Consider the following 14,701-nt stretch of genomic DNA (forward strand, 5'->3'; position numbering starts at 1 on the left):
CCCGAAGGCCGGATTTGGCTTTCGCTCAATCGGCCGGCGGCCACCATTCCCCGGCCGTCGTGCGGATGATGCGCGCCGCCTGAAGGCGGATGTCGCTGCTCTCGCGGTCTTTGTCGGAAACCACGCGAAAGGGCCAGGTCGAAATGCGGCCCGCATGCTGGCGCGGTTGCGCACACCGCAACGGCGAAAAAAACAGGATCCGCGCGGAGGGCGCGGGCGGGCTGGCGGTGGTCATGGTGTCGCCTCGAATGTTGCTCTTGGAGACGAGTCATTCTAGAGGAAACACTGTATGAACGTACAGTCTATTTGCGCCCTGGTCAGATGTTGAGAAAGGGTGGCGATGCCCTCGGCATGTCGGGTCCGCTGCGGAGGTTTTGGGCGATGAACTCGCGCGCAATGGCATCGACGTCGGCCGGTGCCGGCGTGGCAAAAGACATGCGGTATTTCAGCAGCCGGCCGTTGCGCGCCGTGAGATACGTGAACGACTCGTAGCTCTTTCCGGTGGCCGCGTGCAGCACGCGAAAGCTCACGCGGCGAAGGGTCTGTTCCTCGATCCTCACGTCGCTCACGGGGCCGACTTCCACCTTGGCATAGACGCCGCTCGTGCCGGCGAGCCGGACCTCGTTGACGCTGGCCTTGAAATGCTCATCGAAGCGCGGGTCGTCCACGCCCGGCATCCAGTTGCTTTGCTTCAGGTCGTACACATACACGTCGACCCAGCCCACCCGGCTTTCGTAGCGATGGCTGATGCCCAGTCCCGGTTGCCGCGCCTCGTACGAAGTCGAGCGCATGTACTGCCAGTACACCGTGCCCGTGCGTGGCGCCGCCGCGGCCGATGGCTCGGTGGTGGTCGTGGTGGGCGGTGCGGTGCAGCCCCCCAGGAGGGCGGCAATCAGCAAGGCAGGCCAGAGCTTCGTCATGGAGATCTGCCTGGTGGGGGCGGGACGTTCGGCCGTCAGTCGAGCCGGACTTCGAAATACGCTTCGTCGGCTTCGCCCAAGGCGCGAAAGCCGGCCGTCTTGGCGGCTTCGTAGGCCTTGGCCCGGCTTGCCGCCAGAGCGATTTCGTCCTTGGTGAGTTCGTTGGCGCTCGACTCGCTGGCGTTTTCGAAAGCTTTCAAGGCCGGCCTTACGCCATCGCCCAGCAATTTGTCGAGTTCGCGCCGGAAGCGCGATTCCGCTGCGGAAATGACTTCGGCCGGTGCATCGGGAAAGTCGATCAGGTTCACTGTGTAGCTCATGGCGCGGATGCTACGTGATGGCGATGGGGCGTGCCGTTTATCGCAGGCTGCTTGGCTTCGGCCCCAGCTCCGACCCCGGCAGCTGCAGCGGCGATGGACGGCAACGGCACCGGCTCCGCATCGACGCGTGTCTTGATTCCGGGGCAGCGGTCGTAGGTGTCGTCGAAGCGCACGATGTCGTCCTCGCCGAGATAGCCGCCGGTCTGCACCTCGATCACTTCCAGCATCGTCTTGCCGGGATTTTCCAGTCGGTGGATGGCGCCCAGGGGCAGGTAGATGGATTCGTTCTCCCGCACCAGGGTGACCTGTCCGTCGCAGGTCGCCTTGGCCGTTCCCTTCACCACGATCCAGTGCTCGGCGCGGTGGTGGTGCATCTGCAGCGACAGCTTGCCGCCAGGATTGACGGTGAGCCGCTTCACCTGGAAGCGGTCGCCGAAGTCGAGCCTGTCGTAGGCCCCCCAAGGCCTGACCACGCGCCTGTGTTCCGTCGCTTCGACCTGGCCTCCCAGCGTGAGCATGCGCACCACGTCGCCGACCTGCTGGGCGCAATCGGCGCTGGCCACCAGCACGGCATCGGGCGTGTCCACGATGATCAGGTTGTCGGTGCCCAGCGCCACCACCGGCCGATACGGCGCGTGGATGAAGGTATTTCTCGATCGCAGGGTGCTGGCCCTGCCGCTCAGCCGGTTGCCCGTGTCGTCCGCCGGATGCAGCGCAGCCACCGCGTTCCAGCTGCCGACGTCGCTCCAGTTGCCGTTGAACTTCACGACCGAGATGCCCTCGTGCTTTTCGAGCACCGCATAGTCGATGCTGTCGCTGCGGCAGCCCTCGAAGGCCTCGCGGTCCAGGCGATCGAAGCTCCCGTCGCTTGAAAGAGCGGCGGTGGCGCCTTCGCAGGCCTGCAGGATGTCGGGTGCGTGCGCGCGCAGCGCGGCAATGAACACGCTGGCCTTGGCCAGGAAGATGCCGGCGTTCCAGCAGTAGCCGCCGTGCAGGATGAGCGTTTCGGCCACGTCCGCCGTCGGCTTCTCGACGAAGCGCACCACGGCTCGGCTGTGGCCGTCGGCCGACACCGCGCCCACCTCGATGTAGCCGTAGGCCGTGCTGGCAAACGTGGGCGACACGCCGAAGGTGACGATCTGCCCGGCCAGCGCGGCCTCGACGCCGCTGCGGATGGTCTCTGCGAACAGATCCGTATCGGGAATGTGATGGTCGGCCGGGGCGAACAGCAGCAGGTCATCTTTGCCGGCGAGCAGCGCGGCCGCGGCCATGGCGGCCGCCGTGTTGCGCGCCACCGGCTCGAGAATCTGCCGGCCTGTGGCACCGGCCTTGGCCACCGCCTCGCGCACCAGGAATCGATGATCTTCCGATGCAATGCAGGTGATGTTCCTGTTCAGGCTGGCGAGGCGCTCCAGCGTCAGTTGCAGCAGGCTCTTGTCGCCGATCAGCGGCGCGAACTGCTTGGGCAGCGTCTTGCGCGAAAGCGGCCACAGGCGCGTGCCGCTGCCGCCGCAGAGCACCACGGGATGGATGGTGGGTGTGTTCACGGTGTCCGTCCTTCCTTCTTCGTTGCTTGTTTTGCAAGCGATGTGCCCGGTCAGAGCTGCCCGGTGTGGGTGGCCAGGCTCACCGCCTGGGCGCGCGAATGCACGTGCAGCTTCTTGTAGATGTTCTTGATATGGGCGTTGACCGTCTGCCCCGAGATGCCCAGCCTCAAGCTGATCTCCTTGGACACGTAGCCGCGCGCCACGCAGCGTAGCACCTCGCGCTCCCGCGCCGTCAGCGTCGCCTCGCGCACCGGCGCCTCCATGGCCGGCGGTTCGCCGCCGCTTTGCAGGTTCATTCGCGTCAGCAGCCGGCGCGCCAGCTTGGGCGTGATGGCGGCGCCGCCGTTGACCACTTGCAGCACGGCCTGGGCAAAGCTCTGGAGCCAGGCGTGCTTGAGCAGGTAGCCCGTGGCGCCGAGCTCCAGCGCGTGAATCACGTGGGCGTCGTCCTCCAGTGCCGAGATGACGATGATTTCGCAGTGGCGCTGCAGCTTGCGGGCCTCTCGGATCAGGTCGAAACCCGACCCGTCGCCCAGCCGCAAGTCGACCATCAGCACATCGAATTCGTGGGTGGCCAAGAGGCGGCGGCCGTCGCGGACGCTGCCGGCTTGCCCCTCGAGCTGGATGCGCAGGTCGGACAGCAGTTCCTGCGCAATCACGCGGCGCATGAACTCATCGTCGTCGACGAGCAGCACGCGCACCGGCGCATCTTCCTGCCCGGTCAGAAAGTGCGGCCACAGGGGCTCGGGCGGCGGACAGACGCCCGTCGAGTAGCTCGTGCGCCGCTCGGGCGCACGGCCGAAATCCGAAACGCCGGAAGGATTCGAGGTGGTGTCGGACATGTGAGTACCCAGGTTGGAGTTATGGGAGGGTTGCGTGTGCGTCGCGACGTGACGATTGGGTGTGGTGTGGAGGCGGTGCGCTCTCAGTCCGCGAGACAGCGCAGCAGCTCCTTCTCCAGGCGCAGCAGGATGGCGTTTCGATCCAGCTCGGTTTCGGCGAAGGAGCGGCCGGCCGCTCCCATGGCTTCGCGTTGAGGGCGCGACGCGGCGAGCCGTGCAATGGCATCGGAAAGCGCATCCGGATCGCCGGGCGCCACCACCAGTCCGCGGCCGGCCACCACGTTGCTCAGTTCGGTGCCCTCGTGGGCCGTGACGATCACCGCCTTGCCGCTGGCGAGCATGCCGCCCAGCTTTGACGGCATCACCAGGTCGGCCGCATCGGCGCGCTGCGGCAGCACGTGGATGTCGGCCATGCCGAGCAATTCGTTGAGCCGCTCGGCGGGTTGAAGATCGAGAAAATGGACGCGGTCCAGGTTGGCGCAGGCGGTCTTCAGCGCCTCGCGGCTCGGTCCGTTGCCGCAGAGCACGAAGTGAATGTGCCCGGCAGTGGACAGTTGCCGTGCCGCATCGGCCAACAGCTCGATGCCCTGCTTGGTGCCCAGGCTGCCCGCATAGAGCACCACCACCGCGTCGGCCGGAATGCCGAGCATGGTGCGGTAGGCGTTCACCGGCTCGCCCGTATCCGAGGCGCCTGCCGGGTGCGGGTAGATCGAGCGCACGTCCACCCAGTTGGGAAGCAGCACCAGCCGGGTCTCGTCGATGCCCTTGTCCTTGGCTCGGTCGAGCATGGCGGCGGAGATGGTCGAGACCCGGCTGAAGCGGCTCAGCAGCCAGCGCTCGACCGAGAGCGCAAAACGCCGCACCCGCGCGCCTCGCACCAGGCCCAGGCCAAAGGCGGCGTCGACCTCGTAGTCCTGGATGTGCAGCCACGACTTGATGCCCAGCATGCGCGAGAAGAAGAGCACGGTCGGCGCGCAGAAGAGCGGCGGCTCGACCACGAAGACCAGGTCCGGCCTCCAGCGGATCTGCGCAAAGAGGAGCGGCATGCTCGACAGCATGAACGAGAAGAGATGGGCCATGCGTGCCAGCGCACGCGGCCGCGCCGGCACCCAGGTAGGCGCGCGCCAGACAGTGATGCCGTCGCAGACCGTCTTGCGGTAGGCCCACGCAGAGTGTCCTTCGAACGGCGCCCAGTGCGGAAAGAAGGGCGGCGACGCGATCACGCGGACATCGTGCCCCTTGGCATGCAGCCACTGCGCCATCTCACCCGAATACTTTCCGATGCCGACCAGCTCGGGCGTGAAGTTCATGGAATAGAGAAGAATTTTCATGGTTGCTTTGTGGAAGAACCGCGAATCAGCCGCACGAGCGGAAAGAAGCCGAGCAACGCACGCATCCGCACTTCGTAGAGAACGAGGTCGGAGACGGTGGCAATGAAGAACACGTAGTGCGGCTTGCCGGGAAAGATCGCGACGACGACGCCGTACGACAGCAGCCGCAGCGCCATCTCGGCCAGCGCCCAGTACCCGAGCGTGCTCACCGGCATCTTGAGCGCGAGCAGCATCTCGTGGTGAACCGTGTAAGTGCGCAGCAGGAAGTAGGGCGCAATGCACAGGAAGATCTCGAGCGCCTCGGGGCCGACCTTCAGCAGCGGCGCGGCAACCGTGATCAGCACCCCGAGCGCCGCAAACAGAACGCAGCCCAGCAAGAACGAGTGCTTCGCCAGCTGCAGCTGCGAGCCGTCGGGATTGGAATTGCCGGGATCGCTGCCCAGCATGGCGCGCGTCTTCGTGTAGAGAAAGGCCTGCACGAACTGCGATGGCGCTTCCGCCAGCAGGAAGGCGATCTTGAATGCGCCCACGTACCCGAGCGGCATGAAGAAGGCCACCACCAGCAGGTCCGACTTGCGAAGCAGGAACACCAAGAGCGAATAGACGGTGGCGCTGCCCTGCGACGACAGGCTGAGCGCGGCGCTTCCGCGCGGCGGCCCGGCGGCCCAGCCCGTGTGCATGCAGGCCGCTCCCACCACCACGAAGGCCAGCAGGTTGATGAGCAGCAGTTGCGTGACGCGCAACTCGAAGCCCAGCGCGGCGAAGGCCGCGACCCCCAGCACCAGGATGGTCGAACGGATACCGGCCTCCAGGTTGAGCAGGCCCGCACGGCCAAGGCCGCGGCTGTACGAAAGGCGCAGGCTGATGAACGCGAAGAGCGCGAGCGTTGCCACGATCAGCACAAAGTGCACGTCGCCCACGCCCGTGCGCTGGAGCGTCAGGATGGCGGCAATCAGCAGCACGGCCAGCGGAAGACCGATGGCCAGCGTGCGGACCACGTCGCCGCGGCGCACGCCCGGCGGCACGGTGGCCGCATTGCGCGAGAACAGCAGCGCGCTGCCCAGCATTCCCACCACCAGCGCCATCTCCAGCACCGACTGGTAGATCGAGTATTGGCCGAAGTCCGCGGGCGAGACATATGCCGCCATCAGAAAGACCGCCAGGAAGCCCGACAGGTAGACGTAGAGCCGCGAAGCCAGCGCCCCTAGGCCGCGAAGCTGCACGGTGCGCATTCCGGCGACGCTGAAGGTGCGGTGGAGCGGGTTCATGGCCGTGCGTCGGTTGCTCGCGCCGAGGCGCCCGCGAGGCGGCCGCCGTCCGGCGTGCGCTGCGCGATCAAGCCGCGCCCGAAGGCCCAGTTCTTGAGGCGGCGCGCCACACACAGCGCATACGTGAGCAGCGCGACCATCCTTATGCGGCCATGCAGCGCGTGCGACATCGCCATCTTCGCGCTGCCCTGGAAGTGCAGTGCCAGCGCGGTCACCATCTCGCCCCCGGCCGTGATGAGGAAGGGCTGTCCGTCGACGAACTCGAGGCGCTTGGCGCCCCCGCGGACCTGGAACTCGTTGTACTGGAAGTTGCGTCCGCCGTTGATGTTGTGGTCGATCACGCGCCCGCCGAACACCCGGTTGATGGGCGCCGCATTGCCGGTGGCCTGCGCCCAGAGATGGAGCAGGGTCATGTCCGACACGCCGCCGCGCTCGCCACGGTTGGCAAACCGCGCCGCGATGGCGCGCAGCTTCCTGCGGCCGGCTGGCGTTGCATACGTGTTGAGCACGAAGGCGATGAAGCGCTGCAAGCCCGCCGCGGTCCAGTAGCTGACGTGGGGCGAGATCTGGCACGGATCCCAGCCATCGCCCGGCTGCATGAGCGAGCCGCAGAAATCCGCCTTGCCGGCCACGCGCCGGATGTGCGCGCCGATGCCCCGGAACAGCAGCACGTCGCTGTCGATCAGCACGAACTCCTGGCAATCGGGATGGGCCTTGAGGTGTTCGGCCAGTAGGAAGTAGCGCCGGAAGCAGACCTTCTCGAACTCCGGCGTATTGCTCGACAGGTGCACATAGGTGCTGCACAGCCGCTCGTAGCCGGAGCCGCCGTCGGTGCCGGACAGCACGACGAGCGATTCTTCTGCCTGCGCCGCGGACTCGCGGCACAGCAACAGTGTCTTGTTCTGGCGGTCTTCCACCACGATGAAGACGAGGGCCTTGTTCATGGTCATGGCTTGTAATGGGCGATGGATGCGAGGGCCCGGGTGCGAGGTGCCGTGGCGTTGCGGATCAACGCCACGTGCGAGGGAAGAAAGCGGAAATCGGCGTCCAGCGGGAGGTCGAGCGTGAACAGCCCGCCGCGCGCATTGGCGACGGCAATCCAGCCGCGCACCTGGTCGGCCGTGAAGCGCGGCGGCGTCGGCCGGCCCCATGAGGCACCGAGCGGCGTCAACACATGAAAGGTCAACCCAGCCTCTGTTCCGGCGGGCTGCGCCGGAGGCTGCATGAACTCGCCGGCCATGAGGTTCTGGCACGGCGCCGCCTTGACGCTGTATCGCTCGGGGCCTTCGCCGGCATTGAAGGCCAGCCAGCGTTTTGCGGCACCGCTGCGCGCAGCGCCGCACAGCGCGTTCCAGCCCTCCGCCGACACGCCCGTGGTGTTGTAGACACCGTCGAACCACCAGCCGCTGGCCAGCGTGCCGTAGCGCTCCGACCAGTCGCGGATCACCGCCGCCCATCGGCCGATGAACGGTGCCGGCGGTGGCTGTTGTTCCGAGATGTCGCCCAGGCACTCCATCAGGTATGGGTCGGACTGCGGCGCGCGGAACGGCAGGTACAGCACCAGCGCGATGCCGCGGGCGCGCAGCGCGCGGCCGATCTCGAGCGGCAGGTCTCGCGGCGGCCGGTTCGCTGCGCTTTGGGGGCACAGCTTCTCCAGCGCGGCATTGGGAGCGATGTACTGGCCGTTGTTTTGCCCGAGCGTCAGGATGAGGTGGGAAGCCCGCATCTGCTCGAGCGATTCCGCAAAGGCATCGACGTCGAAGCGGGCGACATCGGCAATCGAATGCTTGTCAGGCAGGTAGTGCACCATCACGCCGAAACCGGCCGTGGCGGCCGACGCCGCGGACGCCGCCAGCACCGAACACGGCAGCAGCCATGTCGCGAGCAACCGGCGAAGAACGTGCGCGCGTTTTTTCGTCATTGCACGGCCCCGGCGAGCGCAACGGCCTCTCGCTTCAGCGTGAGATAGCGACGGGCCACGGTGCCCGGCGCGCAGGCCTCGGCATGCACCCAGGCCGGCTGCGTCTCACGGTGGTCGGCGAGGTACTGCGACAGCTCGCCGAGATCGCAGGCCTCGCTGCCGACGAAGAAAGCGTAACCACCGAACAGCTCCCGGTGCACCGGAATGTCCGAGAGCAGGAGCGGCACGCCGAGCGTGGCGGCCTCGGCGGCCGAGAGATTGAAGCCCTCGAACGCGGAGAGCGAAATGAAGGCCGCCGCGCCGCAGTAGAGCTGGGTCAGTTTCTTGCGCGAGACCAGCCCCCGGTGCCGGACGCAGCTGCTGATCTCGGGCCCCATGGCGGCGACCATTCTTTTCACTTCGGCCGCGCCGTTGCCGGTGATGTCCAGCCAGTCGACGAGGCCCTCGCGCTTCATGCGCTCGAAAAGCTTGAGCGTGCCGATGAAGTTCTTGTGCGGGTAGTAGTGGTAGGACGCGATCAGGTAGCGCTCGCCGATGTGCGCCTTGCCGGTCGGGGCGGTGGGTGCGGCTGGGGCCATTGGAGCGGCCGACCTGGTGGCATCCACCGGATTGAAGATGACCGTCGCGTGTTCGCAGCGCTTGAAGTGCCGTTCGAAATCGTGCTGGCTGCTCCGGCTGATGAAGACCACGTCGGCCTGGCTGTGCGCAGCGCGCCACAGGCACCAGTCGAGCCACAGGCGCTTGGTGCGGCTGAAATACTCGGGGTAGACCTTGTACTGGAGATCGTGGACGATCACGATCGAGTCGCGGTGGCGTCCGAACGGCGTGAACGGCAGGAAGTAGTTCGGGAATAGCGAAAACACCTGCTCCCCGGCAAACAGCGCGCGCAGGCGGTGGTAGTTGTAGAGCAGCATCTCGACGAGGAACCGGCTGATCCGCAGGCGCCGCGCCGCGGCAAAGAGGCGCGGATGCAACTCGCTGACCGGCTGGATCCGGTCGCCCTTGCAAAGCTGCATTCTTTTCAACAGGAGATCGGACACGTTCAGCACGCCGCCCGCGGCGCTATTGAGCCGGATCGTGTCGTAGAACAGGTATTTGTGCATGGCGAACCTCAGGTCGTGCCAGGGACATAGGGCGCTGCGGCGGGGCGTGGCCGGCGGAAGCGCGAGCTCAGGATTCCGGCGAATGCGGCCGCGATCACCCCCGAGGCCGCGAAGGGTCCCCAACCCAGGATCGGGCCGCGCATGAAGGGCACGTACGCGGCCAGCAGCACCAGTGCGCAGAGATAGCTGCCCGACACCACGCCGCGCGGATCGATGAGCTTGTCCAGATAGCGGGCGCAGGCCGAAATCGCGAGGCCGAGCAGCACCGGGCCCGCCAGGCCGAAGTCGAGGAACGCGGTGGTGAACGGCGGCAGCGACAGGTTGGCCTGCGAGAAGTTGCCCAGGATGGACGGCCATCCGAGCGGATCGAAATCCGGATAGAGCTTCAGGTCGCGGGGCAGGAAGAAGGAGAAGGCCGACAGCAAGTAGCGCCCCCATCCGAGATCGGGGTCTGGCGCGCGCTCCAGGATGCCGGCCACGATGAACATCGCATCGAAGTCCTGGCTGTAGGGAAAGGTGGCGAGCGTTTCTCCCCAGAAGACGCCGCGCGACACGAGGTTCAGCACCGGGCCCAACCCCGCGATGGCGCCGAAGAGCAGCAGTGCCAGCGTCCAGCGACGCCCGCGGCCGAAGAGATGGATGAGAAGCGGCAGCAGTCCGATCAGCAGGATCTGCCGCGGCGTGTTGACGGGGTTCGCCGCGATGGCAGAGAGCACCAGCGCCAGGCCCGCGGCGCCCCACGACCAGATCGTGCGCCGGCGGACGGCATGGATGGCCAGCGCCACGAAGCACATCAGCACGATGAGTTTCGGCAGCGTCGAATAGACGATGAAATCCATGGGAACGCCTTGTTCGTTCCCTACGTCGCCGCGCGCAATGAAGTTCAGGTCGGGGCGGATGAACAGCGATGCGAACGCCGCCAGGATGCCGCTCAGAAGCAGCAGCACGGGGTGCGCCACGCCGGCCCCCTGCGGTTCGGGCGTCGGCTTCCGTGCAAAAAAGGACGGCGCCAGCGGCTCGGGCATGCCGAGCCGGGCGAGTTCCACGCCCGCCATGTACAGCAGCAGCAGCGCCAGCGCCTGCGTGTGCGCCGGCGCGCTGATCACGCCAGCGTCCCAGAAGAAGACGTCGTCGGCGATCTGCATCGCCGGCGCCAGCGAGAAGTACGTAAGGACGGTGGCGTAGTGCAGCAGCAGGAACACGCTGGCGCCCGGCGCGCGAAGCATCGCCAGCTGGGCGACCGACAGCACGCACAAGACCGCGTAGCCCCAGGCCGGGTCGGCCCAGCCGCACAGGAACGCAGCCGCAATGCCGAACCAGAAGCAAAGTGTTCTCATGGCGTGCCTTGCAAGTCGGTTGTGTGGAAAGGGAGTGCGCGCGGCTCAGGCGTGCGCAATCTCCTGGACGGGCCGCAGCGCCTCCTGGTAGTCGGCGTAGGTGCGGCGGAGGCCTTCGGCCAGCGGCACGGTGGCGTGCCATCCCAGACTCGCGGCGCACGACACGTCCAGCAGCTTTCTCGGCGCGCCGTCCGGCTGCGAGGTGTCGAACCGGATCCGGCCGCGGTAGCCGACGACGTCGCGGATCAGTTCCGCCAGCTCGGCGATCGACTGGTCCTGGCCCGCGCCCAGGTTGATGTGGGCGCACATCGGCGTGGTGTGCTGCTCATACTCGGCCCGCGTCAGGTCCATCACCATGAGACAGCCGTCGGTCATGTCGTCCACATAGAGGAACTCGCGCTGGGCCCGGCCGGTGCCCCAGATGAGCACCTCGGGCGCGTCTTCCATCTTGGCGGCATGAAAGCGCCGGATCAGCGCCGGCACGACATGGCTGTTTTCGATGTGGTAGTTGTCGCCCGGGCCGTACAAGTTGCACGGCATCACGCTGCGGTAGTCGATGCCGTGGGAGGCTCCGTACTGCCGGTTGTAGCTTTCGCACAGCTTGATGCCAGCGATCTTGGCGATCGCATAGGGTTCGTTCGTCGGCTCGAGCTTGCCACTAAGCAGCGCATGTTCGTGGATGGGCTGCTCGGTAAGCCGCGGGTAGATGCAGCTCGAGCCGAGGAACAGGAGACGCCTGACGCCCGCAAGGAACGCCTGGTGCGTGACATTGGCGGCGATCATCAGGTTCTGATAGATGAACTCCGCGGGATAGGTCATGTTGGCGTAGATGCCCCCCACCTTGGCCGCGGCCAGGTAGACCTGATCGATGTGTTCGGTGGCGAAGAACCGGCGGACCGCTTCCTGGTCCAGCAGATCGAGTTCCTCGTGGCTGCGCGTGACGACCTCGTGCCCGAGGCCCCGCAAACGCTTCATCAACGACTGGCCCACCATGCCGCGATGACCTGCTACGTAGATACGCATACTGTTCTTTCGGTTGAGGGTTGAGATGTCGAAAAAAGAGAAATGCAGTGCGCGGCGCTGTGCCTAGCTGGAGCCGTGTCCTCCGGCCACCACGCGAAAGGTCTTCAGCAGGATCACGATGTCCTGCTGGATGGAAAGCGTGGTGACGTAGTCCACGTCCATCGCCACCCGGCGCCGGTAGCTGACCTCGTTGCGGCCGCTGATCTGCCACAGGCCGGTGATGCCGGGCCGCACGGAGCAGTAGTGGTCCCAGTAGACGCCGTACAGCTCCTTTTGCGCGAACATGCAGGGGCGCGGGCCGACCATGCTCATGTCGCCCCTGAGCACGTTCCAGAACTGCGGCAGCTCGTCCAGGCTGTACTTGCGCAGGAACGCGCCGAAGGGCGTGATGCGCGGGTCGTGGTCGAGCTTCTGGTACATCTCCCACTGGCGCCTGGCCGCTTCGTTCTCGCGCAGGTAGCGCTCCAGGACCATGTCGGCATCCGGCACCATCGAGCGGAACTTGTAGAAGCTGAAGACATGCCCGCCCCGCCCATAGCGCGGCTGCTTGTAGATGGCGGGGCTGCCGGAAGTCAGCAGCACGCCGATCCATATCAGCGCATAGATCCAACCGAAGAACAGGAAGAACGCGCTCGCCATCGCGATGTCCGCGAGGCGCTTGATGCCCATCAGCAACGGCGAGTTGCTCCGCAGGTGCACGTGGGCGTTCGTTCGGATCGTGGTCATGATGTCGCTCCCGCTCCCGTACGGGCACGGGTACGCACGGGCGCCGGCGCGGGAAGCTCGGCCGGCGCGCCCGGGTAGTCGTGCATCCTCAGCCGATAGCCGCCGAACCGGTAGCCCAGGCTGCCGTAGTAGCGACGGCGCGTGTCCAGCCCATTCAGCACCACGCCCTGAAAACGCGCGCCCACGTTCCGCAGCACCTTCGCGCTTTCGGACAGGTCGCCCAGCTCGTTCTCGCCGGCGCGTGCCACCATCAGCAGCGTGCCCATGGAGGTCGCCATCTCGGCGGTTTCCGACGCGAGCAGCATGGGCGGCGTGTCGATGATCACCGTGTCGTAGCGCCCCGAAATCCGCTCGAGCAACTTCACGAAGGCGTTGCTCGTGAGCAGGGCCGTCGGGTCCAGGTGCAGCGCACCGGTGGTGATGACGTCCAGGTTGGGCAGGACGCTCCGGTGGATGGCTTCGTCGAGTTCGACCGAGCCCTGGATCAGTTCCGACAGCCCGCCGCGGCGCTTGAGGCCGAAATGGGGTGCCAGGCTGCTGCGCCGCAGGTCGGCGTCGACGAGCAGCACGCGCCGGCCGCTGGAGGCGAGCACGGCCGCAAGGTTGGCCGACACGAAGGTCTTGCCGGCGCCCGGCGTGGCGCTCGAGATCATGATCCGGTTGTTCGGCGCATCGGGCACGGCGAACTTCAGCGCTGTGCGCAGCCGCCGCAGTCCCTCTAGCGCCGGATCGTCCGGTTGGATCGCTGCCAGCAGATGCACGCCGGGATTGCCGCTGCGCATGGCGCGGTCCAGCAGGCTCTGCCGGGGGCTCAGCGGAACGGTGCTGTAGACGGTCAGGCCGGTGTAGGCTTCGATCTCGGCCGGGCTGGCGATGGTGTTGCGCCACGACTTGCGCATGAAGGCCGAGGCCGCCCCGGCGAACAGGCCCGCAAGCAGTGCCAGCCCCATCGCGATCACGGCCTTGGGACGGAGCGGCTTTTCAGGCACCACGGCCTGGTCCAGCACGCGGACGTTGCCGATCTTTCCTTCCTTCGCGAGACGCATCTGCAGCGAGCTGTTCAAGAGCGACACGTACAGGTCGGTGTTCACCTTGATGTCGCGCTGCATGCGCAGAGAGTTCTGCTGCAAGAGCGGCATGCGGCGGATGCGCTGGTCCACCGAGCCCAGCGCCTTCTTGAGCGAGGCGATCTGCGCATCGATCGTCTGCACACTCGGGTCCCGCGCCGTGAAGCGCTCGGTGAGCTCGAGCCGCTTCTGGGTCGCATCGAAGAGCTTCGCCTGCAGCTCGACGTTCTGCGACAGCGCATTGCGCGCCTCGTCGTCGAGGCTGATCGTCCCGTTCTGGTTGCGGTACTCGTTGTAGGTTTCCTCGGACTGCTCCAGCTGCTGCTTGAGCTTTGGCAGCTCGGTGCCCAGGAAGTTGAGCGCGCGCTGCGCCTGCGCGGTCTTCTGGTCGATGTTCGTGCGCACATAGAGCCGCGCCACTTCGTTGAGCAGGTTCGCCAGCTGCATCCGGTTGCTGTCGCGCCAGCTCACGTCCATGATCGAGGACTGCTTGCCTTTCTCGATGACGCGAAGCTCCTTCTGGAGTTCGAGCAGTGTGAGCTGCTTCGATTGGCGCACCAGCTCGAAGGCCGCGCCCGGCCGGCCCTCGATGGAGCCCACCAGCAGGTGGATCGGTCCGCGCGGGGTCTGCACGTCGAGCGGCGTGCCGACCTTGCCCTCGATGGCAGCGTCCAGCTTGGAATGGGTGAGGGTGAAGGCCCCGTCCGCCTTCGTGGTCAGCAGGAAGCGTGTGCCCTCGAGCTCGGCCGGCACGTCCATCTGCGCCACCACGATCTGTTCTGTGCCGCTGACGTAGCCCGACATGCCCACGAAGCCGGGTTCGGAGAGCGTCTTCGAATGGCGTGCCAGCCACGCGCCCACCACCGGGATGTAGTGCGGCTGCGCCTCGATATAGAGCTTGGTGTCCTCGATCGCTTGTTCGAGCACCAGGCGCGATTTCAGGATCTCCGCCTCGCCCGCGGTCGGCGTCTTGGCGTTCAGGGCGCTGCTGGCGGAGTCGCCGACCAGCGTGCCGCCCGAGCGTTCGGAATCCTCGACCTGGATCAGCACGTTGGATTCGTACACGCGCGGGCCGAACATCGTGTAGGCCGCACCGATCAGCAACGCAACCGCGGTGATCTTCGCGATGCTCCATCGGTTGTCCAGCAGCAGGTCGATATGTTCCCTGAGCCTCGACGGGGGACGGTCCGCAGCCACCGGTTCGGAAGGAGCGGGAATCAGGGGTTGCCAGTGGGCATTCATAGGATCACCTTTTGTGGGTTGCCTGGACGGATGGGGCGAAGTGGGATGGCGGGG

At 66.5% G+C, this 14,701-nt stretch carries 14 protein-coding genes; all 14 read right to left on the bottom strand.

Annotation, left to right across the window (positions count from 1 at the left end; genetic code table 11):
- Positions 1 to 25: 25 nt before the first annotated feature.
- The 14 genes from BLR24_RS14345 to BLR24_RS14410 all read right to left on the bottom strand — a co-directional run bounded on the left by BLR24_RS14345 (position 26) and on the right by BLR24_RS14410 (position 14,647).
- Positions 26 to 235, bottom strand: a complete 210-nt coding sequence (locus BLR24_RS14345) for a hypothetical protein (protein WP_093017909.1) — start codon at positions 233 to 235, stop codon at positions 26 to 28.
- A gap of 82 nt (positions 236 to 317) precedes the next feature.
- Positions 318 to 920: a hypothetical protein gene (locus BLR24_RS14350; RefSeq protein ID WP_093017911.1), complete on the bottom strand. Its 603-nt coding sequence runs from the start codon at positions 918 to 920 to the stop codon at positions 318 to 320.
- Positions 921 to 955: 35 nt separating this feature from the next.
- Positions 956 to 1,240: a hypothetical protein gene (locus BLR24_RS14355; protein ID WP_093017913.1), complete on the bottom strand. Its 285-nt coding sequence runs from the start codon at positions 1,238 to 1,240 to the stop codon at positions 956 to 958.
- The gene (locus BLR24_RS14360; RefSeq protein WP_093017915.1) at positions 1,237 to 2,787 is read right to left on the bottom strand and encodes a mannose-1-phosphate guanylyltransferase/mannose-6-phosphate isomerase; all 1,551 of its coding nucleotides are present in this window, start codon (positions 2,785 to 2,787) and stop codon (positions 1,237 to 1,239) included. Before BLR24_RS14360 ends, BLR24_RS14355 begins: the two co-directional genes overlap by 4 nt.
- 50 nt (positions 2,788 to 2,837) lie before the next feature.
- Positions 2,838 to 3,629, bottom strand: a complete 792-nt coding sequence (locus tag BLR24_RS14365) for a LuxR C-terminal-related transcriptional regulator (protein ID WP_093017917.1) — start codon at positions 3,627 to 3,629, stop codon at positions 2,838 to 2,840.
- Between the two features lie 83 nt (positions 3,630 to 3,712).
- Entirely contained in the window at positions 3,713 to 4,960 is a 1,248-nt protein-coding gene (locus BLR24_RS14370) for a glycosyltransferase WbuB (protein WP_093017919.1), read from the bottom strand.
- Entirely contained in the window at positions 4,957 to 6,228 is a 1,272-nt protein-coding gene (locus BLR24_RS14375; protein WP_093017921.1) for a lipopolysaccharide biosynthesis protein, read from the bottom strand. Before BLR24_RS14375 ends, BLR24_RS14370 begins: the two co-directional genes overlap by 4 nt.
- Complete coding sequence (locus BLR24_RS14380; protein WP_254787299.1) at positions 6,225 to 7,172, bottom strand: hypothetical protein; 948 nt, start codon at positions 7,170 to 7,172, stop codon at positions 6,225 to 6,227. Before BLR24_RS14380 ends, BLR24_RS14375 begins: the two co-directional genes overlap by 4 nt.
- 2 nt (positions 7,173 to 7,174) lie before the next feature.
- Positions 7,175 to 8,149, bottom strand: coding sequence for a hypothetical protein (locus tag BLR24_RS14385; protein ID WP_093017926.1), 975 nt, complete (start codon positions 8,147 to 8,149; stop codon positions 7,175 to 7,177).
- On the bottom strand, positions 8,146 to 9,252 hold the full coding sequence (locus BLR24_RS14390; RefSeq protein WP_093017928.1) for a glycosyltransferase: 1,107 nt from the start codon (positions 9,250 to 9,252) through the stop codon (positions 8,146 to 8,148). The genes BLR24_RS14385 and BLR24_RS14390 overlap by 4 nt, the downstream gene beginning before the upstream one ends.
- A gap of 8 nt (positions 9,253 to 9,260) precedes the next feature.
- Positions 9,261 to 10,589, bottom strand: coding sequence for a hypothetical protein (locus BLR24_RS14395; protein ID WP_093017930.1), 1,329 nt, complete (start codon positions 10,587 to 10,589; stop codon positions 9,261 to 9,263).
- A 45-nt stretch (positions 10,590 to 10,634) separates the two neighbouring features.
- Positions 10,635 to 11,612 carry a GDP-L-fucose synthase family protein gene (locus BLR24_RS14400; RefSeq protein WP_093017932.1) on the bottom strand — a complete coding sequence of 326 codons (978 nt, stop codon included), beginning with the start codon at positions 11,610 to 11,612 and terminating at the stop codon, positions 10,635 to 10,637.
- A 63-nt stretch (positions 11,613 to 11,675) separates the two neighbouring features.
- A complete protein-coding gene (locus BLR24_RS14405) occupies positions 11,676 to 12,338 on the bottom strand; it encodes a sugar transferase (RefSeq protein ID WP_093017934.1) in 663 nt (220 codons plus the stop codon).
- Positions 12,335 to 14,647: a polysaccharide biosynthesis tyrosine autokinase gene (locus BLR24_RS14410; RefSeq protein ID WP_093017936.1), complete on the bottom strand. Its 2,313-nt coding sequence runs from the start codon at positions 14,645 to 14,647 to the stop codon at positions 12,335 to 12,337. Before BLR24_RS14410 ends, BLR24_RS14405 begins: the two co-directional genes overlap by 4 nt.
- Positions 14,648 to 14,701: the final 54 nt, after the last annotated feature.

It is taken from the genome of Variovorax sp. OV700 (genome assembly GCF_900099805.1).
Lineage (GTDB): Bacteria > Pseudomonadota > Gammaproteobacteria > Burkholderiales > Burkholderiaceae_C > Variovorax.

Coding starts and splice junctions, on each gene's coding strand:
- BLR24_RS14410 (WP_093017936.1), bottom strand. CDS start 14,647: ATGAATGCCCACTGGCAACCCCTGATTCCCGCTCCTTCCGAACCGGTG.
- BLR24_RS14370 (WP_093017919.1), bottom strand. CDS start 4,960: ATGAAAATTCTTCTCTATTCCATGAACTTCACGCCCGAGCTGGTCGGC.
- BLR24_RS14345 (WP_093017909.1), bottom strand. CDS start 235: ATGACCACCGCCAGCCCGCCCGCGCCCTCCGCGCGGATCCTGTTTTTT.
- BLR24_RS14385 (WP_093017926.1), bottom strand. CDS start 8,149: ATGACGAAAAAACGCGCGCACGTTCTTCGCCGGTTGCTCGCGACATGG.
- BLR24_RS14390 (WP_093017928.1), bottom strand. CDS start 9,252: ATGCACAAATACCTGTTCTACGACACGATCCGGCTCAATAGCGCCGCG.
- BLR24_RS14365 (WP_093017917.1), bottom strand. CDS start 3,629: ATGTCCGACACCACCTCGAATCCTTCCGGCGTTTCGGATTTCGGCCGT.
- BLR24_RS14395 (WP_093017930.1), bottom strand. CDS start 10,589: ATGAGAACACTTTGCTTCTGGTTCGGCATTGCGGCTGCGTTCCTGTGC.
- BLR24_RS14350 (WP_093017911.1), bottom strand. CDS start 920: ATGACGAAGCTCTGGCCTGCCTTGCTGATTGCCGCCCTCCTGGGGGGC.
- BLR24_RS14400 (WP_093017932.1), bottom strand. CDS start 11,612: ATGCGTATCTACGTAGCAGGTCATCGCGGCATGGTGGGCCAGTCGTTG.
- BLR24_RS14375 (WP_093017921.1), bottom strand. CDS start 6,228: ATGAACCCGCTCCACCGCACCTTCAGCGTCGCCGGAATGCGCACCGTG.
- BLR24_RS14405 (WP_093017934.1), bottom strand. CDS start 12,338: ATGACCACGATCCGAACGAACGCCCACGTGCACCTGCGGAGCAACTCG.
- BLR24_RS14355 (WP_093017913.1), bottom strand. CDS start 1,240: ATGAGCTACACAGTGAACCTGATCGACTTTCCCGATGCACCGGCCGAA.
- BLR24_RS14380 (WP_254787299.1), bottom strand. CDS start 7,172: ATGAACAAGGCCCTCGTCTTCATCGTGGTGGAAGACCGCCAGAACAAG.